The 23,576-nt window shown below is 62.7% G+C and carries 27 protein-coding genes; 21 read left to right on the top strand and 6 right to left on the bottom strand.

Features of this window, described 5'->3' with window-relative positions:
- The 5 genes from motD (at position 1) to QQ992_RS19990 (ending at position 3,536) form a co-directional block, all read left to right on the top strand.
- Positions 1-858, top strand: a complete 858-nt coding sequence (gene motD, locus QQ992_RS20010) for a flagellar motor protein MotD (RefSeq protein ID WP_286110806.1) — start codon at positions 1-3, stop codon at positions 856-858.
- Positions 859-935: 77 nt separating this feature from the next.
- Positions 936-1,724 (top strand): ParA family protein, encoded by a 789-nt coding sequence (locus tag QQ992_RS20005; protein ID WP_110741657.1) that lies wholly within the window; start codon positions 936-938, stop codon positions 1,722-1,724.
- On the top strand, positions 1,724-2,617 hold the full coding sequence (locus QQ992_RS20000; RefSeq protein WP_286110805.1) for a CheW domain-containing protein: 894 nt from the start codon (positions 1,724-1,726) through the stop codon (positions 2,615-2,617). Before QQ992_RS20005 ends, QQ992_RS20000 begins: the two co-directional genes overlap by 1 nt.
- Before the next feature lie 42 nt (positions 2,618-2,659).
- Positions 2,660-3,139, top strand: a complete 480-nt coding sequence (locus QQ992_RS19995; RefSeq protein WP_003254393.1) for a chemotaxis protein CheW — start codon at positions 2,660-2,662, stop codon at positions 3,137-3,139.
- A gap of 1 nt (position 3,140) precedes the next feature.
- Positions 3,141-3,536, top strand: a complete 396-nt coding sequence (locus QQ992_RS19990) for a DUF2802 domain-containing protein (protein WP_060499607.1) — start codon at positions 3,141-3,143, stop codon at positions 3,534-3,536.
- A 24-nt stretch (positions 3,537-3,560) separates the two neighbouring features.
- Here QQ992_RS19990 and QQ992_RS19985 read toward each other — a convergent pair whose 3' ends face one another.
- From QQ992_RS19985 to fliK, 3 genes are all read right to left on the bottom strand, one after another.
- Positions 3,561-6,314: a dermonecrotic toxin domain-containing protein gene (locus tag QQ992_RS19985; protein WP_286110804.1), complete on the bottom strand. Its 2,754-nt coding sequence runs from the start codon at positions 6,312-6,314 to the stop codon at positions 3,561-3,563.
- An 81-nt stretch (positions 6,315-6,395) separates the two neighbouring features.
- Positions 6,396-6,734 carry an EscU/YscU/HrcU family type III secretion system export apparatus switch protein gene (locus QQ992_RS19980; RefSeq protein WP_286110803.1) on the bottom strand — a complete coding sequence of 113 codons (339 nt, stop codon included), beginning with the start codon at positions 6,732-6,734 and terminating at the stop codon, positions 6,396-6,398.
- Entirely contained in the window at positions 6,731-8,287 is a 1,557-nt protein-coding gene (gene fliK, locus QQ992_RS19975) for a flagellar hook-length control protein FliK (protein ID WP_286110802.1), read from the bottom strand. The genes QQ992_RS19980 and fliK overlap by 4 nt, the downstream gene beginning before the upstream one ends.
- 163 nt (positions 8,288-8,450) lie before the next feature.
- Between fliK and ccmA the strand changes: the two genes are divergently transcribed.
- From ccmA to QQ992_RS19895, 16 genes are all read left to right on the top strand, one after another.
- Positions 8,451-9,083 (top strand): cytochrome c biogenesis heme-transporting ATPase CcmA, encoded by a 633-nt coding sequence (ccmA, locus tag QQ992_RS19970; RefSeq protein WP_012273478.1) that lies wholly within the window; start codon positions 8,451-8,453, stop codon positions 9,081-9,083.
- Entirely contained in the window at positions 9,071-9,748 is a 678-nt protein-coding gene (ccmB, locus tag QQ992_RS19965) for a heme exporter protein CcmB (RefSeq protein ID WP_016711760.1), read from the top strand. The genes ccmA and ccmB overlap by 13 nt, the downstream gene beginning before the upstream one ends.
- Before the next feature lie 46 nt (positions 9,749-9,794).
- Positions 9,795-10,562: a heme ABC transporter permease gene (locus tag QQ992_RS19960; RefSeq protein ID WP_286110801.1), complete on the top strand. Its 768-nt coding sequence runs from the start codon at positions 9,795-9,797 to the stop codon at positions 10,560-10,562.
- A complete protein-coding gene (gene ccmD / locus QQ992_RS19955) occupies positions 10,559-10,735 on the top strand; it encodes a heme exporter protein CcmD (RefSeq protein ID WP_012273475.1) in 177 nt (58 codons plus the stop codon). The genes QQ992_RS19960 and ccmD overlap by 4 nt, the downstream gene beginning before the upstream one ends.
- Complete coding sequence (ccmE, locus tag QQ992_RS19950) at positions 10,732-11,187, top strand: cytochrome c maturation protein CcmE (protein WP_016711758.1); 456 nt, start codon at positions 10,732-10,734, stop codon at positions 11,185-11,187. The genes ccmD and ccmE overlap by 4 nt, the downstream gene beginning before the upstream one ends.
- A complete protein-coding gene (locus QQ992_RS19945) occupies positions 11,184-13,172 on the top strand; it encodes a heme lyase CcmF/NrfE family subunit (protein ID WP_019096398.1) in 1,989 nt (662 codons plus the stop codon). The genes ccmE and QQ992_RS19945 overlap by 4 nt, the downstream gene beginning before the upstream one ends.
- Positions 13,169-13,705: a DsbE family thiol:disulfide interchange protein gene (locus QQ992_RS19940; protein WP_286110800.1), complete on the top strand. Its 537-nt coding sequence runs from the start codon at positions 13,169-13,171 to the stop codon at positions 13,703-13,705. Before QQ992_RS19945 ends, QQ992_RS19940 begins: the two co-directional genes overlap by 4 nt.
- Complete coding sequence (locus QQ992_RS19935; RefSeq protein ID WP_119369248.1) at positions 13,702-14,178, top strand: cytochrome c-type biogenesis protein; 477 nt, start codon at positions 13,702-13,704, stop codon at positions 14,176-14,178. The genes QQ992_RS19940 and QQ992_RS19935 overlap by 4 nt, the downstream gene beginning before the upstream one ends.
- Entirely contained in the window at positions 14,171-15,364 is a 1,194-nt protein-coding gene (gene ccmI / locus QQ992_RS19930) for a c-type cytochrome biogenesis protein CcmI (RefSeq protein WP_286110799.1), read from the top strand. Before QQ992_RS19935 ends, ccmI begins: the two co-directional genes overlap by 8 nt.
- Before the next feature lie 12 nt (positions 15,365-15,376).
- On the top strand, positions 15,377-15,793 hold the full coding sequence (locus QQ992_RS19925) for a hypothetical protein (protein ID WP_016711753.1): 417 nt from the start codon (positions 15,377-15,379) through the stop codon (positions 15,791-15,793).
- 603 nt (positions 15,794-16,396) lie between these two features.
- On the top strand, positions 16,397-17,185 hold the full coding sequence (locus QQ992_RS19920; RefSeq protein ID WP_286110798.1) for a PhzF family phenazine biosynthesis protein: 789 nt from the start codon (positions 16,397-16,399) through the stop codon (positions 17,183-17,185).
- Between the two features lie 54 nt (positions 17,186-17,239).
- Entirely contained in the window at positions 17,240-17,647 is a 408-nt protein-coding gene (locus tag QQ992_RS19915) for a GFA family protein (RefSeq protein ID WP_286110797.1), read from the top strand.
- Between the two features lie 112 nt (positions 17,648-17,759).
- Positions 17,760-18,098, top strand: a complete 339-nt coding sequence (locus tag QQ992_RS19910) for an FKBP-type peptidyl-prolyl cis-trans isomerase (RefSeq protein ID WP_286110796.1) — start codon at positions 17,760-17,762, stop codon at positions 18,096-18,098.
- A gap of 98 nt (positions 18,099-18,196) precedes the next feature.
- Positions 18,197-18,379 carry a hypothetical protein gene (locus tag QQ992_RS19905; protein ID WP_286110795.1) on the top strand — a complete coding sequence of 61 codons (183 nt, stop codon included), beginning with the start codon at positions 18,197-18,199 and terminating at the stop codon, positions 18,377-18,379.
- A gap of 12 nt (positions 18,380-18,391) precedes the next feature.
- Positions 18,392-18,646: a hypothetical protein gene (locus tag QQ992_RS19900; protein WP_286110794.1), complete on the top strand. Its 255-nt coding sequence runs from the start codon at positions 18,392-18,394 to the stop codon at positions 18,644-18,646.
- Between the two features lie 264 nt (positions 18,647-18,910).
- Complete coding sequence (locus QQ992_RS19895; protein WP_105946130.1) at positions 18,911-19,573, top strand: histidine phosphatase family protein; 663 nt, start codon at positions 18,911-18,913, stop codon at positions 19,571-19,573.
- Between the two features lie 105 nt (positions 19,574-19,678).
- Here QQ992_RS19895 and QQ992_RS19890 read toward each other — a convergent pair.
- The 3 genes from QQ992_RS19890 to QQ992_RS19880 all read right to left on the bottom strand — a co-directional run bounded on the left by QQ992_RS19890 (position 19,679) and on the right by QQ992_RS19880 (position 23,447).
- Positions 19,679-21,036, bottom strand: a protein-coding gene (locus tag QQ992_RS19890) for an IS3 family transposase (protein ID WP_286110417.1) whose coding sequence is annotated in 2 segments (ribosomal slippage) — positions 19,679-20,568 and positions 20,568-21,036 — 1,359 coding nt in all. Because the reading frame shifts where the segments join, the coding sequence is not laid out codon by codon here.
- A 133-nt stretch (positions 21,037-21,169) separates the two neighbouring features.
- On the bottom strand, positions 21,170-21,898 hold the full coding sequence (locus QQ992_RS19885) for an aspartate/glutamate racemase family protein (RefSeq protein WP_060499621.1): 729 nt from the start codon (positions 21,896-21,898) through the stop codon (positions 21,170-21,172).
- A gap of 16 nt (positions 21,899-21,914) precedes the next feature.
- A complete protein-coding gene (locus QQ992_RS19880) occupies positions 21,915-23,447 on the bottom strand; it encodes an NCS1 family nucleobase:cation symporter-1 (RefSeq protein ID WP_286110793.1) in 1,533 nt (510 codons plus the stop codon).
- Positions 23,448-23,576 lie beyond the last annotated feature (129 nt).

Below are 23,576 nucleotides of genomic sequence, written 5' to 3'. Positions count from 1 at the left end.
ATGCGTCGACGCCGTCATACCGAGGAACACGAAAACCACGAACGCTGGCTGGTGTCGTACGCCGACTTCATCACCTTGCTGTTCGCCTTTTTCGTGGTGATGTACTCGATTTCCTCGATCAACGAGGGCAAGTACAAGGTCATTTCCCAGGCTTTGCTCGGGGTGTTCAATGACCCTGAGCGCAGCATGAAGCCGATCCCCATCGGCGATGAGCAGCCGTTGAGCGTGCGCCCGGCAGAGCCGCTGGTGAAGGACAGCGAGCAGACCGAGGCGGGCCTGGCGGCAACCAACGTCGACCCGCTGAAAACCATCAGCGATGATGTGCGGGATGCCTTTGGCGACCTGATCAACAGCAATCAGATGACCGTGCGCGGCAACGAGCTGTGGATCGAGATCGAGCTGAACTCGTCGCTGCTGTTCGGCAGCGGCGATGCCATGCCCAGTGACAAGGCGTTCGCCATCATCGAAAAGGTGGCCAACATTCTCAAGCCGTTCGCCAACCCGGTACACGTCGAGGGCTTTACCGACAACCTGCCAATCCGCACCGCGCAGTACCCGACCAACTGGGAGCTGTCGTCGGCACGGGCGGCGAGCATCGTGCGCCTGCTGGCGATGGAAGGGGTGAATCCGGCGCGCATGGCTTCGGTGGGCTACGGCGAGTACCAGCCGGTGGCCAGCAACGACACCGTCGACGGCCGCGCGCGCAACCGCCGTGTGGTACTGGTGATATCGCGCAACCTCGAAGTGCGCCGCAGCCTGACCGGCTCGGGCAGTGCCAATGCCACGCCGGATGCTGCATTACGGCGCGCTGGCACACAAAGTGCACCTGCAACGCCAGCAACGGTGGCGGGGCAGTAACTCGTCAATTCTCCGTCACTGAATTTCACACCGTTCCCGGCAGGGCAGGCGGCCATACCGGGAGGAAGCAACGCACGATGAGAGTCTGGGCAGTAGCCAATCAAAAAGGTGGCGTCGGCAAGACCACCACGACCATCGCCCTGGCCGGCCTGCTGGCAGAGGCCGGCAAGCGCGTGGTCGTCGTCGATCTCGACCCGCACGGTTCGATGACCAGCTATTTCGGGCACAACCCCGATGCCCTGGAGCACAGCTGCTACGACCTGTTCCTGCACAAGGGCGCAGTACCTGAGGGCTTGCCTGGGCAATTGCTGCTGCCCACCAGTGACGAGCGCATCTCGCTGTTGCCGTCGAGCACCGCGCTGGCCGTGCTGGAGCGCCAGTCGCCGGGGCAGAACGGCCTGGGCCTGGTAATCGCCAAGAGTCTGGCGCAGCTATGGCAGGATTTCGACTTTGCCCTGATCGACAGCCCACCCTTGCTCGGCGTGCTGATGGTCAATGCCCTGGCCGCCAGCCAGCAGCTGGTGATCCCGGTGCAAACCGAGTTCCTCGCGGTCAAGGGCCTGGAGCGCATGGTCGGCACCTTGGCCATGGTCAACCGCTCGCGCAAGCAGGCGCTGCCGTATCAGATCGTGCCAACCCTGTTCGACCGCCGTACCCAGGCCTCGCTGGGCACGCTCAAGCAGTTGCGTGACAGTTACGGCCAGCAGGTGTGGCAAGGCTACATCCCGGTGGATACGCGCCTGCGTGACGCCAGCCGCAAGGGTGTCACGCCCTCGCAGTTCGACAGCAAGAGCCGTGGGCTGATTGCCTACCGGGCGCTGCTCAAACACCTGTTGACCTACAAGACTGCGGCGCAGGTGGCCTGATGACCCAGATACAGAAAACCGGCACTCGGCCGCAGTTGGCCCTGCAGTCGTACCTCGATGGCCTGCTGCAGGAGGCTACCGAGGCCGAAGGCCTGTTCGAGCAGCCGGCTGTAGCGGACGATTTCGCCGAAGCGGTGCGTGAGGAACAGGCGCGTGATGCCCGGCAACCGACCGTGCCGGCGCCGGCTGAAGCCGCCGCTAGCTTCCCGCCGCGGCCTTTTGCCGAGCCAAAGCTGGCGGTACTGCCTGCCGTCATGCCGGTGGAAGCACCGGTGGTGACGGTGGTCGAACACGCGGTGGTAGCCGAGGCCAGTATTCCGGTACTGGTTGAAGAGCAGGCCGTGGAGCTGGCGGTTCCGCTGGTGGATGTGCACTTGCCGGCACCGGACCTGCCGGTGCCGCCAGCCAGCGTCGACGGCCGTCCGGGGTGGGCCGCCGAGCCGTTCGAATGCCTGCTGTTCGACGTGGCTGGCCTGACCCTGGCGGTGCCGTTGGTGTGCCTGGGGTCGATCTACAACCTGGCCGGCCAGGAGCTGACGCCGCTGTTCGGCCAGCCCGACTGGTTTCTCGGCATCCTGACCTGCCAGGCGGGTAACCTGAAGGTGCTGGACACTGCGCGTTGGGTGATGCCCGACCGTTACCGCGATGATTTTCGCCAAGGCCTGAATTACGTGATTTCCGTGCAGGGCTACGAATGGGGATTGGCTGTGCACCAGGTCAGCCGCTCGCTGCGCCTGGACCCGTCCGAAATCAAATGGCGCAGCCAGCGCGGCCAGCGCCCGTGGCTGGCCGGCACCGTAATCGAACACATGTGTGCACTGCTCGACGTCGCCGCATTGGCCGAGCTGATCGCCAGCGGCGCGGTCAAGCAGATGCACGCTAAACAAAAATGACACCGAACACACCGCCAATGGCGGATTTTGAGGGCTAGGGGAATGAAAAAGTCGTCTGCACAAGGTTCCGAAGATCCGATCCTGCAGTGGGTTACCTTCCGTCTGGACAACGAGTCCTACGGCATCAATGTGATGCAGGTACAGGAAGTGTTGCGCTACACCGAGATCGCCCCGGTGCCGGGTGCGCCAAGCTACGTGCTGGGCATCATCAACCTGCGCGGCAACGTGGTGACGGTGATCGACACCCGCCAGCGTTTTGGCCTGATGCCGACCGAAGTCACTGACAATACCCGTATCGTCATCATCGAGGCCGACAAGCAAGTGGTCGGCATTCTGGTCGACAGCGTGGCCGAGGTGGTGTACCTGCGCCAGTCCGAAATCGAGACCGCGCCAAACGTGGGTAACGAAGAGTCGGCCAAGTTCATCCAGGGCGTGTGCAACAAGAATGGCGAATTGCTGATTCTGGTCGAGCTGGACAAGATGATGACCGAGGAAGAGTGGTCCGAGCTGGAGAATATCTGAGTTGATCCTACAGGTTGCTGTCATCTTCCTGGCGCTGGTGTGGGCGCTGAGCCTGTGGTTTTTCCTCAACTACAGCAAGCGCCAGCGCGAGCTGGCTGCGCAGCAGGCCGAAGGCGATGCGCTGCGTGACCAGCGCATCAAGGACCTGGCCAAACGCCTGGACGACTACCAGAACGGTACCGTGCGCATGGGCGAGGCGCTGCATGAGCTGAGCGTGGCGGTGGCGCCACTGCCCGACAAGATTCAGCAGCTGGAGCAGCGTGACCCCAACAACGTCACCTTCACCCAGGCCGCCAAACTGGTAGGCATGGGCGCCAGCGTGGCCGAGCTGACCGAAAGCTGCGGCCTGACCCAGGCCGAGGCCGAGTTGATGAGCAAGCTGCACCGCAGCGGCTGACGAAAGGTGATGCCTGCTGCCTGGTCAGGTCGTGGCCCAGGAATGCAGGCCGCCGACTTTGGCCAGGCGCGAAAGAGGCAGGCGCTGGAGCTGTAGAGCCTTGAAGTCGTCCTGGCCAACGTACAGGAAGCTGTTCACGCGCGGCATCATGTACAGGTTATGAACCTGACGCAGGCGGTAGAGCTCCGGCAGCACCCGGTCTACCACAGCATTGAACATTGCGGGGCCGCTCAACTGGCTCAGCCGGTTGGCGTAGCGGTAGAAGCCTGCCGGGTCATCCGCCAAGGTGGGGCGTGCCTGGTAGAAGTCCGTATTGACCCGATAGCGGGCACGCATCTCTTCGGAAATGGCCAATAGCGTCGGGTTGCCAGCGTGGCTGCCGATCATGCTTGTGTTGAACAGCGTGTTCATGCCCAGCTTCTCGTTATGCATGGGCGGGTGCAACAGCAAGCCATCGTCGGTGGTGACCAGGTCCACGCTATCGATGGCCGCGCTGTGCGGTGAGGCGTCGGCAGTCGCACTCAACAGTTGATCATCTACGTCCATGTACAAACCGCCTTCAGCATGCAGCATCGGGTAGCGCAATACATCCGAGGCCGAGGCGAAGTTGGTGGCTACGCCGCCGTTGCCGTCGATTGCCGCTTGATACTGGGCAAAGTGCGGGCTTTGCTCGAAGTCTGTGAAAAAAGGCTGGTCTTCCAGCGTCAGTACCTGCAACTCGGGTGCTTGTGCATGCAGTTTTCGCAGGTTCTGCGCATAGGCCTCGGGGTTTGCCTTCGACAGGAACAACCGATAGCGGTAAGCGCTGTTGCGCAGTGTTCGCGCATTGGTTGCCAGCGTGTCCAGCAACCCCTCGCTCAGGGGTTTATCGCCAACCCACAGTGATGAAATGAGCTTGGGGATGGGGTGGGCGCCTTGGGCCACAGGCGCCGGTAACTGTATGGGGAGCTGCACATCGATGCCCAGCGCACGCAGGGATGCCATGCGCATCTGGTCGGTGACTGGGCGGTCTTCGGGGTTGACGATGCGCATGTTGCCGGTCCCGGGCTCGGCTTCGTAGTAAACCGGCGCTACCTCGTTGGTGCCTTCCTCGGTGATGAACAGATCGGCTTCCATGTCGTAGACCAGGTCGAGCACTTCTGCGTAGTCGGGCACTTCTTCGTAGTAGCCGATCAGGTGGTCTACATCGCCGTTGTAGCGAGGAAAACGCCTGAGTGAGTTGGCCACTGCGGCATCAGCGTCTGCCAGCGGCGCTATACGCACCGGGCGGTGGAAATAAGGGGCGACCCCCACTTCCGGCAAATGAGGCGGGCTGACGGGGCTCAGGGGGTAGCCCCATTGGTCATTGACCTGGCGCGGCAGCACGAAACTGTCCTGCTGATAGCGGAACAGTGCAGTGCCCTTGACTACAGCCTCTGCGGCCAGAGGTGTTGCATTCAAAAGCCCATACGCGATATCGCCTACCCCTTGCTGTTTGTCGCGCAATGTTTTCCCGTTGATTGCCTGGTCCAGGCCAAGTGCAAGCTGTGCGACACCGCCCAGGGCGAGCAGCGGGGCCAGGCCCGGCACCACGAATGCCAACGGCGCCACAAGGTTCAGGGTGCTGTTCAGGTAGCTCGCCCATCTGGATTTCGTGACTTGTGCATTGCTGGTAATGATGAAGTCGGCATCGTCGTAGCAGCGTTGGCGCTGGCGCTCGGCCATGGCCTGGAACAGATCGCCGGTAATGCCTGGGTTGTATTTGCCCGGTCGGTAATTGACGTAGGTGCGGGGTGGCCATGTGCCGTCGTCGTTGAAAAAGCCGTGTTCCGGTGGCAGGCGATGGCTGTGCGGGTAAACGCCCAGGCCTTCCAGTGCTGTGTCCAGGCCGCTGAAGTCTATGCCCTGTGGGCCGTCGGCCAGGCGGAAGTGTTGCTTGAGTGCCTGGCGCCCGGCGGCGTCCCTGCACGTTTTGCCAACCCAGTCTTTCAGCAGGTTTTCGCTGGCGAACTCCAGCAATGGCGAACTGTTACCGGGTGCGTAGAGCACCGTCAGGTCGGTCCGGGTGTCGTTGATGTACAGCAGGTCGGTGGCGGCATAGCCGTAGATGCTCAGCGTGCTCAGGCGTAAACCTTTGCCGCGGGGGATCAGGTCGGCCGCCCGCCAGGCCAGCTTGCGTGCGGCATCGCTCAACTGGCCTTGTGCGACCTGTTTGTTGCAGGCGGCGATGAAGTTGAGTTTGCAGCACAGGCGATAGTCTGCAAGGCGCTCGCGCCAGTAGGTGTCGAGTGTCGTCTTGTAGAGGGTGTGAAAGTCCAGTGCTTCTATGTGGCTTTGCAATGCTTCGGCGTGGATGTCGAGCAGTGTCGAATGATCGTAACGGGCGGGTGTGGTGCGCCTGAACAGGCCATTGAACACTTCGTACCAGGCGCCATTGTCGTAAATGGGCTGTGGGGGAAAGTGGTCGACCAGCGTGATCGGGCCGTCGCCCGGCAACCTGCCGGCCCAGGGTCGCCTGAACAACCCGCCGAAGAAGTCGTTGCTGGATTCGCCTTGCCAGTTCGTCAGCACGGCCTGTGTGAGGCTGACACACTGTACGACTTTGGCCTGGTAGCTGGCGATGCCATGAGGGTGAACATGCAGTGTGACGACATCGATCAGATCCGGGTCGAGGTTCACACCTTGTGTGGCCAGCCAGTCACCAATCAGTCGTTTCGCCGTTCGGTCGGGGCGGGGAAGGGTGGCGAGGTGGTCGCGAACGCGCTGCACGCCGGCAGCATTGATCTGGGTGATGGACATGTCGGTCTCCGTGGCTTGGGAAAGCCACAGCATCGACCGACCACTCGGCAGGGGAGCGGTAAATAGTGCTGGCCCTGAGGCTTAGCCGGGCGGGCCAGGCAGGCGTGGTAGCACCTCGGTCACGTCACGTTCGCCTGTCGGTGAGTCGTCGAAGCCATACGGGACTTTGCCGCGCAGTTGCCAGGCGAACGCGATGATTTCGGCGATGGTCAGGTACAAGGCCTCCGGGATCTGCTCGCCCAGCTCCAGGCGCGCCAGCAGGCGCACCAGCTCGGCATTCTCGTAGATTGGTACCTCGTGCTCGCGGGCCAGGGCCAGGATGGCTTCGGCCAGCGCATCGTCACCCTTGGCGCTGAGGGTGGGGGCCTGCTGGCCGTCGTAGCTCAGGGCAATGGCCTGGCGTGTGTGCTTCTGGCTCATGCGTTTTCATCCACCCAACGTTGTTCTACCCGCGTGCGCGGGCCTTGTGGCGGCGTGCCGGGGTGGCATTCCAGGTCACCGACGTCCAGGCCACGTGCCAACAGGCGCTCGCGCAGGGCGCCGAGCTGGGTGTCGATCAGCCTGGCGGTTTGCTCACGCTCTGCCCACAGCTGCCCGCTCAGGCGGCCTTGGCTCAGTTGCGCCTGTACCTGCAGTGGGCCGAGTGGCGACAGGTCGAAGGCCAGCTCGATGCGCCACAGGGCTTGCAGTGGGTCTTGTGCTTCATGCTGGCGGTCGGCTTGCTGCTGCGGGGTTTCTTCGCGCTGCAGTTTGACCTGCAACGGGATGAATTCCTGGCCGTGGCGGATCGGCACTTCGGTTTGCCAGGTGGTCTGCAGGTTGCCGTTTTCCAGTGTTCCGGTCTGTTGCAGGCTGCTCATGGCATGGCTTTGCAGGCGCGAAATGGCAGCCGCGGCAAGGCGCAGCAGTTGTTGCAGGTCGCCTTCGTCTTCCAGGGCCTTGAGCAGGCGCGAAGGCAGCGGGAACGCGCCCGGCTGCGGCCTGGGGCTGACCCGTTCGAGCATGCCCAGCGCGCTGCGGGCCAGTGCCGGCATGGTCACGGCCAGGCTGGCTGGTGCAAGGTTGGCCGTGCCGGACGGCGTGGTCGAAGCCTGGGCGACCAGCCGCAGCAAATGCGCCTTCAGATCGGTGGCGACGCTGGCAGGAAAGCCACCCAGCAGTTTCGCTTCAAGGAAAGCGCCACTGTTGTTCAAGGCCTGGGCAACCGCTTTCGCATCGCCCAGCTGGCGGGCGTCTGGCAGGCTGACCAACAGGCGTTCGGCGCTGGCGCGCAGGTCGCCATCGATGCCAGGGTCTCGGGTGATCTGTTGCAGGGCGTTGAGCAGGCCAGGCAACGAAGCCTGGCGGTTCTGCTGGGTTAGCAACTGCTGGGCGATGTTGAGCTGGTCCTGCCTGCCGCTGAGTGGCACGAAACGCAGTGACTGGTCACCCTGCACCAGCGCGCTGAGCAGGCTGCCGATAGCCAGTGGGCGTGGGCTGTCCACCGTCAGGGTGGCGCCGGCCTGGGCGCTGTTGAGCAGGCTGATCAGTGCCCGGTAGGCCGCAGGCTGGCCAGCGGCCTGGGGCAGTAGCTGGTTGGTCATGACCTTGCCTTGCAGCAGGGTCCCGACGGGGACCTTGCTGGTGTCCAGGCGGGTGAGGGTGGCGACCTGGCTGGCGCTGGCCTGCTGCAGCATGATCGCCAGATGATTGCTTTCGGTCTGGCTGACGGTGACCTGGCTGCCTTGGGGCAGGGGCTGGCTGGCACTGGCTTGCAGTTGGGTCTGAAGGCCGTTGGCCTGCATCAGCCGTAGCACCAGCTGAAAGTCGCTGCCCACCTGCCGCATCGCAACCACTTCGGCCTGTGCGGTCTCGCCAGGGGCCATCAAGCCGGGCTGCGGTTGCGTCAGGCGCAGCAGTTCGCCGGTCATACCGGCCTTCATGGCTTGGGTATTGACTGCGGTTTGTGCAGCGAGACTATTGATTTCAGTCATGATTGTATACAACCTGTCGAACCCGGCCTCTTGGCAGCGCGGCGGCGCATGTAATAATGCCGAGCGCCCGTGGTTGCCAGTATAACGGCAGCGCTGGGGGCGACTTGAGACACAGGGCTTCAGGCGACGCCGCACTGAAGCCCTACAAAGATAAGGCGAAACCGTGACCCTTCACCTCCAAGCCGCAGGCCTGGCCTGCGAGCGCGACTGGCGCCTGCTGTTCGAGCAGCTCGATTTCGAGCTGGGTGCCGGCGACATGCTGCAGATCAGCGGCCCCAACGGCAGCGGCAAGACCAGCCTGCTGCGTCTGCTGGCCGGGCTGATGCAGCCGACTGCCGGGCAGATCCTGCTGGGCGGTAAGCCACTGGCCGAGCAGCGCCATGCCCTGGCCAGCATCCTGTTGTGGATCGGCCACGCCGCTGGCATCAAGGACCTGCTCACCGCTGAAGAAAACCTCACCTGGCTCTGTGCCTTGCACCAGCCGGCCAGCCGTGAGGCGATCTGGGCAGCGCTGGAGGCCGTCGGCCTGCGTGGTTTCGAAGACGTACCCTGCCATACCCTGTCTGCCGGCCAGCAGCGGCGCGTGGCCTTGGCCCGGTTGCACCTGGCCTGCCCGCCGTTATGGATTCTTGACGAGCCGTTCACGGCCCTGGACAAGCAAGGCGTGGCACAGCTGGAAGCACACCTGGCGGCCCATTGCGAACAGGGCGGCACGGTGGTGCTGACCACCCACCACACGCTGGAACGCAAACCCTCCGGTTACCGTGAACTGAACCTGGGGCAATGGGCGGCATGAGCGTATTCGTCTTGTTGTTGCGCCGCGAAGCGCGCCTGCTGTTCCGCCGTCCGGCCGAGCTGGCCAACCCGCTGGTGTTCTTCGCCATCGTCGTGGCGTTGTTCCCGTTGGCGGTCGGCCCGGAAAGCCAATTGTTGCAAACCTTGTCGCCTGGGCTGGTCTGGGTGGCGGCATTGCTGGCGGTGCTGTTGTCGCTGGACGGCCTGTTCCGCAGCGATTTCGAGGACGGCTCGCTGGAGCAGTGGGTGTTGTCGCCGCACCCGCTGGCACTGCTGGTGCTGGCCAAGGTGCTGGCGCACTGGATCTTTTCCGGGCTGGCGCTGGTATTGTTGGCGCCGCTGCTGGCGCTGATGCTGGGGCTGCCGAGCCATTGCCTGCCGGTGCTGCTTGGCTCGCTGCTGCTGGGTACGCCGGTACTGAGCCTGCTGGGTGCGGTGGGCGCGGCGCTGACGGTTGGCCTCAAGCGCGGTGGTTTGTTACTGGCGTTGCTGATTCTGCCGTTGTATATCCCTGTATTGATCCTGGGCAGTGGTGCGTTGCAAGCGGCGTTGCAAAATATGCCGGCAACCGGCCACCTGCTCTGGCTTGCCAGCCTCACGGCCCTGGCCGTGACCCTGGCACCCTTTGCGATAGCCGCTGGCCTGAAAATCAGCGTTGGCGAATAACGAGTCCCGGGCTTTCAAGCCCGGCCAATACCCTGGATGTACCCTGATGAAAATAAGCTGGACGTGGTTCCACAAACTGGGCTCCCCCAAATGGTTCTATGCCATCAGCGGCCGCATGCTGCCATGGCTGGCCGGCGCTGCCGTGATCCTGCTGCTGGTCGGCATCACCTGGGGCCTGGCCTTCGCCCCTCAGGACTACCAGCAGGGCAATAGCTTCCGCATCATCTACATTCATGTACCGGCGGCAATGCTGGCGCAGTCCTGCTACGTGCTGCTGGCGGTGGCCGGGGTGGTGGGGCTGGTGTGGAAAATGAAAATCGCCGATGTCGCCTTGCAATGCGCCGCGCCGATCGGCGCCTGGATGACCGCCGTGGCGCTGGTCACTGGCGCCATCTGGGGCAAACCGACCTGGGGCAGCTGGTGGGTGTGGGATGCCCGCCTTACGTCCATGCTTATCCTGCTGTTCCTGTACTTCGGCATTATTGCGTTGGGCCAGGCGATCAGTAATCGTGACAGTGCGGCCAAGGCCTGCGCGGTGCTGGCGATTGTCGGCGTGGTGAACATCCCGATCATCAAGTACTCGGTGGAGTGGTGGAACACCCTGCACCAGGGCGCCACCTTCACCCTTACCGAAAAACCGGCGATGCCCGCAGAAATGTGGCTGCCGTTGCTGTGCACGGCGCTGGGTTTCTACTGCTTCTTCGGTGCCGTGCTGCTGTTGCGCATGCGCCTTGAAGTGCTCAAGCGCGAGGCACGCGCCAGTTGGGTCAAGGACGAAGTGTTGAACAGCCTGGGGCGGAGGGCCGCACAATGAGCTTTGCCACCTTTGGTGACTTTCTCGCCATGGGCCACCATGGCCTGTACGTGTGGTCGGCCTATGGCATCTGCCTGGCCGTGCTGGCGCTGAATGTCGCTGCGCCGCTGCTGGCCCGCCGTCGCTACCTGCAAGAAGAGGCGCGCCGTTTGCGCCGGGAGAACAACCAGTGAATCCGCAGCGCAAGAAACGCTTGTTGCTCATCGTCGGCCTGCTGGTCGGCGTCGGGGTTGCCGTCGGCTTTGCCTTGAGCGCACTGCAGCAGAACATCAACCTGTTCTACACCCCCACCCAGATCGCCAATGGCGAAGCACCGCTGGACACCCGCATCCGCGCAGGCGGCATGGTCGAGAAAGGCTCGGTGCAGCGCTCGTCCGACTCGCTGGATGTGCGCTTCGTGGTCACCGACTTCAACAAGTCGGTGCCGATCACCTACCGTGGCATCCTGCCCGACCTGTTCCGCGAAGGGCAGGGCATTGTCGCCCTGGGCAAGGTCAACGCCGACGGTGTGGTGGTGGCCGACGAAGTGCTGGCCAAGCACGATGAGAAGTACATGCCGCCCGAGGTCACCAAGGCCCTGAAGGAAAGCGGCCAGGCCGCCACGGGCGGGGAGGCCAAGCCATGAACGCGGCGCTGGTAATCCCCGAACTGGGCCAGCTGGCGATGATCCTGGCTATCTGCTTTGCCGCCGTACAGGCCAGTGTGCCGCTGCTCGGCGCCTGGCGTGGCGACAGCCTGTGGATGAGCCTGGCACGGCCGGCGGCGTGGGGGCAGTTCGCCTTCCTGGCGTTTGCCTTCGCGTGTTTGACCCATGCCTTCATGACCGACAATTTCTCGGTTGCCTACGTAGCCAGCAACTCCAACAGCGCCTTGCCCTGGTACTACAAGTTCAGCGCTGTATGGGGCGCCCACGAAGGTTCGTTGCTGCTCTGGGCGCTGATCCTGGGCGGCTGGACGTTTGCCGTGTCGGTGTTCTCGCGCCAGTTGCCGCAGGTGATGCTGGCCCGTGTGCTGGCGGTGATGGGCATGATCAGCGTGGGCTTCCTGAGCTTCCTGATCATTACCTCCAACCCGTTCCAGCGCCTGCTGCCACAGGTGCCGACCGATGGCCGCGACCTCAACCCGCTGCTGCAGGACTTTGGCCTGATCGTTCACCCGCCGATGCTGTACATGGGTTACGTGGGCTTCTCGGTGGCCTTCGCCTTCGCCATCGCTGCCTTGCTAGGCGGCCGCCTGGACGCGGCCTGGGCGCGCTGGTCGCGGCCGTGGACCATCGTTGCCTGGGCCTTCCTTGGCGTGGGCATCACCTTGGGCTCGTGGTGGGCCTACTATGAGCTGGGCTGGGGTGGCTGGTGGTTCTGGGACCCGGTGGAAAACGCCTCGTTCATGCCCTGGCTGGTAGGCACGGCGCTGATCCACTCGCTGGCAGTGACCGAAAAACGCGGGGTGTTCAAGAGCTGGACCGTGCTGCTGGCCATTGCCGCGTTCTCGCTGAGCCTGCTGGGGACCTTCCTGGTGCGTTCCGGTGTACTGACTTCGGTGCACGCCTTTGCCGCCGACCCGTCGCGGGGCATTTTCATCCTGATCTTCCTGCTGTTCGTGGTCGGTGGTTCGCTCACCCTGTTCGCCCTGCGTGCCCCGGTGGTCAAGAGCCAGGTCGGCTTCGCCCTGTGGTCGCGCGAGACGCTGCTGCTGGCCAATAACCTGGTGCTGGTGGTGGCCGCGTCGATGATCCTGCTCGGCACCTTGTACCCGCTGGTGCTTGATGCCCTCACCGGGGCCAAGCTGTCGGTCGGCCCTCCGTACTTCGATGCCTTGTTCCTGCCGTTGATGGCGCTGTTGATGGTGGTGCTGAGCGTGGGCGTGGTGGTGCGCTGGAAGGACACCCCGGGCAAATGGCTGGCCAGCATGATGACCCCGGTGCTGATCGGCAGCGCCATCCTGGCCCCGGTGGCCGGTTTTATCGTCGACGACTTCGACTGGCCGACACTGACCGCCTTTGCCCTGGCCGCCTGGGTGGTGCTCGGCGGGCTGCGCGACATCCTCGACAAGACCCGCCACAAAGGCCTGCTCAAGGGCCTGCCCGGCCTGGGCCGCAGCTACTGGGGCATGCAGCTGGCCCACCTGGGCCTGGCGGTGTGTGCGTTGGGCGTGGTGCTGTCGAGTAACAACAGCGCCGAACGCGACCTGCGCATGGCCCCGGGCGAAAGCGTTGAGCTGGGCGGTTACCACTTCCTGTTCCAGGGCGCCAAGCACTTCGAAGGGCCGAACTTCATCTCCGACAAGGGCACCGTGGTGGTCAGCCGTGATGGCCGTGAAATCACCACCCTGCACCCGGAGAAGCGCCTGTACACCGTGCAGCAGTCGATGATGACCGAAGCCGGCATCGATGCAGGCTTTACTCGTGACCTGTACGTCGCCCTGGGCGAGCCGCTGGAGAACGGCGCGTGGGCCGTGCGCGTACATATCAAGCCTTACGTCCGCTGGATCTGGCTGGGCGGTCTGCTGACCGGCCTGGGCGGGTTGCTGGCGGCCCTCGACCGGCGTTACCGCGTCAAGGTCAAGACCCGGGTGCGTGATGCCCTGGGCGTGTCTGGAGCTGCTGCATGAAGCGTTGGATCATGGTAGTCCCACTGGCGGTGTTCCTGCTGGTGGCGGTGTTCCTCTATAAAGGGTTGTTCCTCAAGCCCGACGAGCTGCCTTCGGCAATGATCGGCAAACCGTTCCCGGCGTTTTCGCTGGCCTCGACCCAGGGTGACCGCACCTTGACTCAGGCCGACCTGATGGGCCGCCCGGCACTGGTCAACGTGTGGGCCACCTGGTGCCCGTCGTGCAAGGTCGAGCATCCGTACCTTAACCAGCTGGCACAGCAGGGTGTGGTGATTCACGGGGTCAACTACAAGGACGACAATGCCGCCGCGCAAAAATGGCTGGCCGAGTTCCACAACCCCTACCAGCTGGACATCCGCGACGAGCAGGGCAGCCTGGGTCTGGACCTGGGCGTGTACGGCGCGCCGGAAACCTTCCTGATCGACGCCAAGGGCATCATTCGCTACAAACATGTGGGCATTGTCGATGCCACGGTGTGGCGCGAACAGCTGGCCCCGCTTTACCAGGGCCTGGTCGATGAGGCCAAACCATGAGGCGTTGGCTGGCGGCTGTCGTGCTGGGCATGAGCCTGGCCGGCGTGGCCAAGGCGGCCATCGACACCTACCAGTTCCGCGACGAGGCCGAGCGCGAGCGCTATCAGCAACTGACCAAGGAACTGCGCTGCCCCAAGTGCCAGAACCAGGACATCGCCGATTCCAACGCGCCGATTGCCGCCGACCTGCGCCGGGAAATCTTCCGCATGCTGGGCGAGGGCAAGAGCAACCAGCAGATTGTCGACTTCATGGTCGACCGCTATGGTGACTTCGTGCGCTACAAGCCGGCGCTCAGCGGGCGCACCTGGCTGTTGTGGTTCGGCCCGGGGATTCTGCTGGCCGGCGGTTTCGTGGTGTTGGCGGTGATCGTGCGCCGGCGCCGCGGTACGGCTGTGCAGGGCGGCAATGAATTGTCTGCCGAAGAACGCGAGCGTCTCGCCAAACTGCTGGAAAAAGAACAGACCCATGATTGAATTCTGGCTTAGCGCGGGCCTGCTGCTGCTCGCTGCCCTCAGCTTTTTGCTGATCCCTATCCTGCGTGGCCGTCGTCGTCAGCAGGAAGAAGACCGCACCGCCCTGAACGTGGCCTTGTACCAGGAGCGTGTTGCCGAACTGGCCGCCCAGCAGGCTGCTGGCGTGCTGGATGAGGCGCAGATGACCAAGGGCCGTGACGAGGCTGCCCGCGAATTGCTGGCCGATACCGAAGGCGCCGAGGCACCGCGCCAGGGCCACTTGGGCAAGGCCCTGCCGCTGCTGGCGGCTGTGCTGGTACCACTGATGGCACTGGGGCTGTACCTGCATTTTGGTGCGGCCGACAAGGTGGCCCTGACCCAGGAATTCGCCGAGGCGCCCAAGTCGATGGAAGAAATGACCACGCGTCTGGAGCGCGTGGTGCAGGCCCAGCCGGATTCGGCCGAGGCCATGTACTTCCTGGGCCGCGCCTACATGGCCGAGCAACGCCCGGCTGATGCGGCGCGCACCTTCGAGCGGGCCGTGGCCTTGGCCGGCCGCCAGCCCGAGCTGCTGGGGCAATGGGCTCAGGCCCTGTATTTTGCGGCTGACAAACAGTGGAGCCCGCAGTTGCAGGCACTGACCGACGAAGCCTTGAAAGCCGACCCCAACGAAGTGACCAGCCTGGGCCTGCGCGGCATTGCTGCCTTCGAAGGTGAGCGTTACCAGGAAGCCATCGACTACTGGAAGCGCCTGCTGGCGCAACTGCCGGAAGGTGACGCATCGCGTGACGCCCTGCAGGGCGGTATCGACCGCGCTGTCGAGCGCCTGGGTGGTGCTGTGGCAGAAGCAGCGCCCACACCTGCGGCGGCCCGCCTGAAAGTGCGGGTGGAGCTGGCGGCGGCGCTGAAGGACAAGGTCAAGCCGGACGACACCGTGTTCATCTTTGCCCGCGCCAGCAATGGCCCGCCCATGCCGCTGGCGGCCAAGCGGGTGACGGTGGCGCAGTTGCCGATCGAGGTGGAGTTGTCTGATGCTGACGCGATGATGCCGCAGATGAAACTGTCGCAATTTGCCGAAGTCCAACTGGTTGCACGTGTATCGCGCGCTGGCCAGCCTACCCACGGCGAATGGATTGGCCAGGGTGCGCCACTGCCCAGCGCCACCCAGGCTACTCAGCGCCTGACCATCGACAGCCCCGACCAGTAAGAGAGCAATGCCATGCACAGCACCGTCCGCCTGACCCTGATTACCCTGGCCCTGGGTTTGTCTGCGTGTACGGTGCATCAGCCGTATGAGCAGCCTGAACCCCCGATTGAACGCGTGCCGCCACAGGGGCCGGTGGTCAAACCGTTGCCGGGTGGGCAGCCATCGACCCAACCGAGCAAGCCGGCGGCGATTCCCAAACCGATGCCGCGTACCTCGGCCAGCTTTGCGCCACCGCCTGGCGGGGCCAGCCACTGGGACCCGAAGCTGGGTGTTTATGTATTGGAGAAACAGCCCAACACCTTCTACCGGCAGCGTACATATTACCGGTTTGATAACGGCTGGAGCTGGTCGCTGAGCCCGAATGGGCCTTGGCAGGAAACTGACAGTAGCGGTGTGCCGGGTGGCTTAGGTCGCGCATTCGCCCAGTAACGCGAAAAGCGAAAAGCAAAAAGCGAAACAGTGCTGGTTCTTATATCGCGCAAAGTCCATTTGCTTTGGCGACGTTGACTCACCTTTTCGCCCTTACGGCGAGTCACTTTTTGTCAAACGCGACAAAAAGTAACCAAAAAACGCTGCGCTCCCATCATCCGGCCCCTGCGCTGCGCTCCGGGGTTCCCTCACTCCGGCCTTGCTCCCGGGAGGACCGCGCTGCAGGCCCCATCCTGGGGCCCAGCGCTTGACGGGCATCCATGCCCGTCACCTCCCTCCGCAAGGCCTGCGTTCGGCCTCCTGAAGTCGCGAAGATCAAGATCAAGATCAAGATCAAAAGCGGGGCTTTGTGTGGCGGTACAGTACAGTTTTACCTTGTTATTTCGGTTGACTGTACTGGTCCATCACTCCGCATAATGGCACCTCGAATTGACCCGCAGGTGGCTTGCGCAAAACTGCCCTGTCGCCGAAGGCTATCTGATGAATATCGCCCGTGCCAGCGCGCTCGACACTGATGCGCGGGCCACCGCACTGCCGCAAGGTACCCAAGTAACCCTTATCAGCCATCTGCCTGGCAACACCCGGGCAACAAGGAGTGTGTGCATGCAACTCGAAATCTTCCAGGTCGATGCCTTTTCCGCTGAACCGTTCGGTGGCAACCCGGCCGCCGTGATTCCGCTGCAAAGCTGGCTGCCGGACGATGTGCTGCAGCGCATCGCCGAAGAGAACAACCTGTCGGAAACCGCGTATTTCGTGCGCAATGGTGAAACCTACGACCTGCGCTGGTTCACCCCGACTGTAGAAGTTGACCTGTGCGGCCATGCCACGCTTGCCTCGGCCTATGTGCTGTTCGAGCATCTGGGCGAGCACGCGCAGGTGCTGCGCTTCAACACCCGCAGCGGCGAGTTGCGCGTCAGCCGTGGCGCTGACGGGCTGCTGGCGATGGATTTCCCGGCCAAGCAGCCGGTTGCAGTGGATATCCCGGCAGGGTTGCTGCAAGCGCTGGGTTTGAACCAGGCACAGGCGTTGTACCAAAGCGACGATTATGTGGTGGTGATCGATGATGCGTTGATCCTCGACACCCTGAAGCCGGACTTCGTTGCGTTGAACACGTTCGACGTGCGTGGTATTGCCGTGACGGCAGCAGGGCGTGGTTTTGATTTCGTCACCCGCTGGTTCGGCCCTCGCGTTGGCGTGAATGAAGACCCGGTAACCGGTTCGGCGCACACCTCGCTGGCACCGGTGTGGGCGGAGCGCCTGGGCAAGCGGGTACTGAGCTGTGAGCAGGGCGGGGTGCGCAAAGGGCAGCTGCAGTGCGAAGTGCCGGGCAATGGCCGGGTAATCATCAGCGGGCGGGCGGCGTTGTACCTGCGCGGTACCGTCTACTTCTGAGGCCCGTTCAGGCATCTATACTGGCTGGCTCTTTCCCTGTTCAAGGAGCCAGCCATGGCCCTGGAAAAACAAGGCACTTGCCTGTGTGGCGCCACCACGCTGAAGGTCACTGTAGACAACATCCATGTCAGTGCCTGCCATTGCAGCATGTGTCGCAAATGGACTGGCGGCCCGCTGCTGGTTGTGGAGTGCAGCCGGCCCCCGGTGATCGAAGGGCGTGCGCCCTCGGTGTATGAGTCGTCTGACTGGGCTCAGCGCGCGTTTTGCGGCCAGTGCGGCACGCACCTGTATTACCGGCTCAAGGCCAACGACTTCCATGCCGTGCCGGTCGGCCTGCTCGACGGTGACCAGGCGTGGGATTTCAACCTGCAGATTTTCGTGGAAGAGAAACCCGCCTGGTACTGCTTCGCCAACCAGACCAAGGAACTGACTGGCCAAGAGGTGTTCGAGCAGAACAGCTGATTACCCATCGCGTCCCGGTTCGAAGCGGTGGCATGAAACACCGCGCAAACTTGCAAAACCGGTGCATTCCTGAGAAAAGGGCGGCTTTGTTTTCCCGCGTTGGAGCGTGCCCATGAGCCAAGAACTGCAGATCATCGACCTGGTGGAGGGTGATGGCAAAGCCGCCGTCAAAGGCGCCCTGATCACCACCCAGTACACCGGCTGGCTGGCCGACGGCAGCGAGTTCGATTCGTCCTGGTCACGCGGCAAGCCGTTCCAGTGCGTGATCGGCACCGGCCGGGTGATCAAAGGCTGGGATCAAGGCCTGATGGGCATGCGTGTTGGTGGCAAGCGCAAACTGCAGGTTCCAGCACACCTGGGCTATGGCGAGCGCAGCGTGGGGGCGATCCCGCCAAATTCGAACCTGACCTTCGAGATCGAATTGCTGGATGTGCTGACGCGGGATGATTGAGGAAAAGGACTACACGCTCTATCGATCGATGCCTGATTGAGGTGCTATTTAGGGTCGGCTAACCTTGTAGGCTCAGTGAGCGTACAGGGTAGTCCTCTATGAAATCGCATTTTTCATCTCGAGTGGTTCGCGAAGCCAATGCGTTGCTGGTGGCATCAGGCGCGCGAATGGAAATCTCGTTGCCGCGTGAACTGGCGAGTGTGGTTACAAACACCCGGAAAACCCGTTCGGAGCTGAAGGCAGCATTTGCAACCGCTTATTTCCGCCTGCGCAAGGGGTGAGAGCCTCGACTGATGCACGACGGGATTTTTATGGTGTGGCTGAAATCGAGCGCCGCCCGCGCGGCGCATCGCGAGCAAGCTCGCTCCTACATCTGTTTCGGGCCAGTATCGACCGCACCATCCTATGTGACCGCCTTGTTTTTACGACGCGATATCGAGGCATGCGCCAAAGCGTTCGCGCGCGAAGCCCACAGGAATAATTGGCCCGAAACAGATGTAGGAGCGAGCTTGCTCGCGATGCGCCGCGCGGGCGGCGCTCGATTTTAGCAACACCGCAAATCTCAAGGCCCACATCCCGGCACCATCCAGCAACCCCAGGTTCTTGCTCCATACATAATTTAGCAACACCCATCCCCTAACCTAGGCCTTGCCTAGGGAACGGCATCTAGCTCCAGGGAGGAACCAAACGGGTTCAGGGCACTCTGACCCTCACTCGTTGCCAAGGATGGCATTCACTACAAGGGCGCCCTGCAGCTGATGGGGCGATGTGGCGGGTTGACCCGATTTTCTTTGCCACACGAGCCTGCCTTGATGAAGTTGCCAACATTCTTCCGCCGTCGCCGTCACTTGCTGCTGAGCCTGGTGCTTACAGCTGTCGCCGTACCGCTGGCGCTGGAGGCTGTCGAAAGCCGTGCGCAACCGGTGGATGGCACCCAGACCCTGGTGTTTCTGCGCCATGCCGAGAAGCCGGGCGAGGGGCTGGGCCAGTTGAACTGCCAAGGCCTGAACCGTGCGCTGGACCTGGCCACTGTGTTGCCCGAGCGCTTTGGCAAGGCCGATTACGTGTTTGCTGCCAACCCTTCGCGGCATGTCGAGGAGGGCAGCAAGGACGAAAGCTACAGCTACATCCGCCCGTTGATGACCATTACCCCCAGCGCCATCCGTCTGGGCCTGCCGGTAAACATCGACTATGGCGCCAACGACACCGACGAACTGGCTGACGAGCTGCTGAGCGACAAGTACCGCAATGCAACCATCTACACCGCCTGGTCGCATGGTTACCTCCCGGAGTTGATCAATACCGTGGCCGGCAAGGCGCTGGGTGAAGAGCGGGTGATTACCGATGACTGGAACGGCGATGACTTCGATACCCTCTATGTACTGACCCTGACCTGGCACGACGGCAAGGCCAGCCTGCTCAGCCGTAACGTACGCCAGGGCCTGAATGACGGTGCGCACAGCTGCCCGACCTGAGGTTATAGTGCAGCGTTAGCCCGAATGATGAGCTGACCTGTACCGGCCTCTTCGCGGGTAAACCCGCTCCCACAGGGTGGACTGCCCCCGAAAAGTTGGACAGTTTCAGCTAGCAGCCGCAGCATGGGTCCTGTATTTCACAGGGCTCATGCCATTGAGCTTTAGCTTGATGCGGTCATGGTTGTAGTAGTGGATGTACTCATCCAGACCAGCTTTCAGTTCTTCAACGCTCTCGAAGCGCTTCGGGTAGAAAAACTCGGACTTAAGCGTACCAAAAAAGCTCTCCATAGCCGCATTATCCAGGCAGTTTCCTTTGCGTGACATGCTCTGCTTCAGCCCTTGCTCTGCCAGCTTGTGGCGGTACTGCGAGTGTTGGTAGTGCCAGCCTTGATCTGAGTGAAGCACCAGTTTCGGCTTGTTTCCCAGGCGCTCGAAGGCCTTGTCCAGCATGTTGGTAACCAGCCCAAGGCACGGCCTGCTGGCCACTTCGTAGGCCACGATTTCGGCGTTGTACAAGTCCATCACAGGGGAGAGATAGATCTTTTCCTGAGCCACTTTGAACTCGGTAACATCGGTCACCCACTTCTGATTCGGGCGCTGCGCGAGGAAGTTTCGCTCCAGCAGGTTGGGCGCGATGGTGCCGACAACCCCCTTGTACGACCGGTACTTTTTTGGCCGTACTAGTGAGCGAAGATCAAGCTCGACCATCAAACGCTCCACCACCTTCTTGTTAACCAAGGTGCCGCCATTGCGGATCACGATTGCAACGCGCCGGTAACCGTATAGCCCTTTTTCCTCGTGATAGACACGCTGAATCATCTGCTTCAGAGCAGCATGCTTGTCAGGTTTGGCCTGCGCTTGAAGCTGGTAATAAAACGTACTGCGTGGCAGATCCGCCAACTGTAGAACGGCGGCCAAGGGAAACCGGTCCTTGAGCGCCGAGACGATCAGGGCTTTTTGGGCTGCCTTCGTTCCTGCTTCTTCAGTTCTTCCAGCTTTTTTAGGTAGGCGTTCTCCATGCGCAGCCACTCAAGCTCGGCCAGCAACTGGTCGCGGCTTTTCTCTGTGTCATCGGAAGTCGTAGGTTTGATGGGATAAGGCTTTTTCGGCATGGCAGCAGGTTTTCTTTTCTTGGGAGCAGGCAGTGCAGGGTCACCACTGTAGTGTTGCCGCGCCCAAATGCCTACCTGCGAGGACTGGCCGAGACCGAAATGGGCGGCGGTCTGACGCAAGGAAAGCTGATGCTTGTGCATGTACTCAAGGACTGAGCACTTGTAGGTCGCACTGTACCGCTGGCCTATTTTGCGCAGACTGAACTGTCCATGTTTCTGGAAGCTTGAGACCCAGCGCCGCAGCAGGCTGAAATCCACGGAAAATCGGCGGGCTACTGTTCGGAAGCCTTCACCACTCTCCAAGTAAGCCTGAACGGCAGTAAGCTTGAATTGGTCTGAATACTTGCTCATGTGGACACCCCAAGAAATTGGATTGGTGTCCAACTTCTTGGGGGCAGTCCAGGGATCCCAAAGTCTTCAGGCTTGTGGTTGTCCTGTGGGAGCGGGCGTGCCCGCGAAGAGGCCGGTACAGGCAAGTAAAGGGCTAGCGCCCGAACCGCATCGGCCAACCCACCACTTTCTTCGCCCGTGGCGTGGCATAGGTGCGTACCTTGGAGGTGCTCAAGCCCATCCGCACCAGCGACTCGGCAATGGTCACCGCCGCGCTCACCCCATCCACCACCGGCACGCCGGTGCGTTGGCGGATCTGCTCGTCCAGCCCGGCCATGCCGCCGCAGCCCAGGCAGATCACCTCGGCCTTGTCATCACGCACGGCTCGCTCGGCCTGCTCCACGATGGCTTCCACCGCACGCTGCGGGTCTTCTTCCAGTTCCAGCACGGCCAGCCCGCTGGCCCTTACCGAGGCGCAGCGGTCGTACAGCCCGGAGAGCTTCAAGCGGTCCTCGATCAGCGGCACGGTGCGGTCCAGGGTGGTCACCACCGAGTAAGCATGGCCCAGGTACATCGCCGTGCTGGCGGCTGCATCGGTAATGTCCACTACCGGTACGTTCAGCAGCTCCTGCAAGCCTTCACGACCGTGTTCGCCATAACCGGCCTGGATCACGGCGTCGTAGGGGCCTTCATAGGCCAGCACCCGGTCCATCACGGCGATGGCAGCCAGGTAACTCTCGAAATTGCCTTCCACCGACTCGGCGCCAAACCAGGGGGTGAGGCCAATGATCTCGGTGCCGGGGGTGGCGACACTGCGCGCTTGTTCGGCAATGGCCTCGGTGATGGCTTCGGTGGTGTTGACGTTGGCAATCAGAATACGCATGGGCAGTCTTCCTTGATCAATGGCTGCTGTGGTCGACGGCGATGCACTCGCCGCTGACATCGTGGTAGTGACGGTTGCGAGGCGCGATCAGCAGGTACAGGGCGGCGGCGATGCCGGCACCGATCAGCCAGGAGAACGGCGCCACATGCTGGAAGTGGGGTACCAGCGCCAGGACGATGGCCAGCAGTGCGGCCGGCACGAAGGCTGCCACGGCGCGCAGGTTGATGCCCTTGGTGTAGTGGTAGGCACCGGCCGGGTCTTCGCTGTAGAGCTGCGGCACGTTGATGCAGCCTTTGCGCAGCAACCAGTAGTCGGACATGATCACCCCGTACAGCGGGCCGAGCAGGGCGCCCAGGCCCGACAGGAAGTACACGATCACCAATGGGCTGTTGTACAGGTTCCACGGCAGGATCAGCACCGCCACGGTGGCACTGATCAACCCGGCGCGGCGGAAGTTGAGGTGACGCGGCGCCAGGTTGCTGAGCACGAAGGCCGGGGCGACGAAGTTGGCCATGATGTTCACCGCCACGGTGACGATCAGGAAGGCCAGGCAGCCGAGTACCAGGAAGGGTGTGCTCGGGATGGCAGCGACGATCTGTGTCGGGCTGTCGATGATCTGGCCGTTGATCTGGAACTGCGCGCCGCTCAGCACCACGGTGATGATGGCGAATACCAGGATGTTCACCGGCAGGCCCCAGAAGTTGCCCACGCGAATGGTTTTGCGGCACGGCGAGGAGCGGGCGAAGTCACAGAAGTTCAGCACCAGGGTGCCGTAAATCGCCAACCACAGCGCACCGCCGGCAAAGATGTTGCGCCACATCTCGTAGCCAGTCAGCGGCGTAGCCACCGACCAGGCGATGCGCGTGTCGGCCTGGAAGTACATGAACACCGCCAGGGCCGAGACGGTCAGCAGGATCACCGGGCCGGCGAAACCCTCGTAGCGGCGCACCATCTCCATGCCGTACGCTAGGATCACCAGCTGCACCAGCCAGATCGACACGAAGCACACCCAGCCCAGGCTTGAAAGGCCGAGGATGCTGTCATGGTCGTAGGCTGCCATGTGCGGCCACACGGCGGTCAGGAGCACGCGCAGTACCACGGAGGCGAGGTAGGTCTGGATGCCGAACCAGGCAATGGCAATGACGGCGCGGATCAGCGCCGGAATCTGCGCGCCGTGGATGCCGAAGGCGATGCGGCTGATGACCGGGAAGGGAACGCCGGTTTTCTGCCCCATGTAGCCGGACAGGTTCATAAAGAAGTACACCAGCGCTGCGCCAATGGCCAGCGACAGCAGAATCTGCCAGCCGCCCAGGCCGAGGGCGAACAAGCCCATGGCGAACGAATAGTTGGCGATATTGTGCACATCGTTTGTCCACAACGCGAAGATGCTGTATCCACCCCAGCGGCGGCCTTCGATACGGGTAGGCGCAAGGTCGCGGTTATGCAGGCGCGGGCTCAGGGCCAGCGCGGGCTGGTTGCCTTCAAGTGTGGAAGCAGGGTGGGTGCTGGCGACGGATAGTTCAGGGGCAAGGTCGAGGCTGCTACTCATTCCGGCGGGCTCCTGATGCACATGGACTGCGATGAGCGGGCATGCGCACGGGCTCGCCATCTCGTCAGTGCAGCTTGGCATCACAGGGTTCTGGGCGCGGCGGCCGGTTTTGGTCCGGCGTCGCGGGTT

Source organism: Pseudomonas kurunegalensis, assembly GCF_030291635.1.
GTDB classification, from domain to species: Bacteria; Pseudomonadota; Gammaproteobacteria; order Pseudomonadales; family Pseudomonadaceae; genus Aquipseudomonas; species Aquipseudomonas monteilii.
The sequence above is the reverse complement of the archived record's forward strand: the minus strand, read 5'-3'. Positions and strand labels throughout refer to the sequence as shown.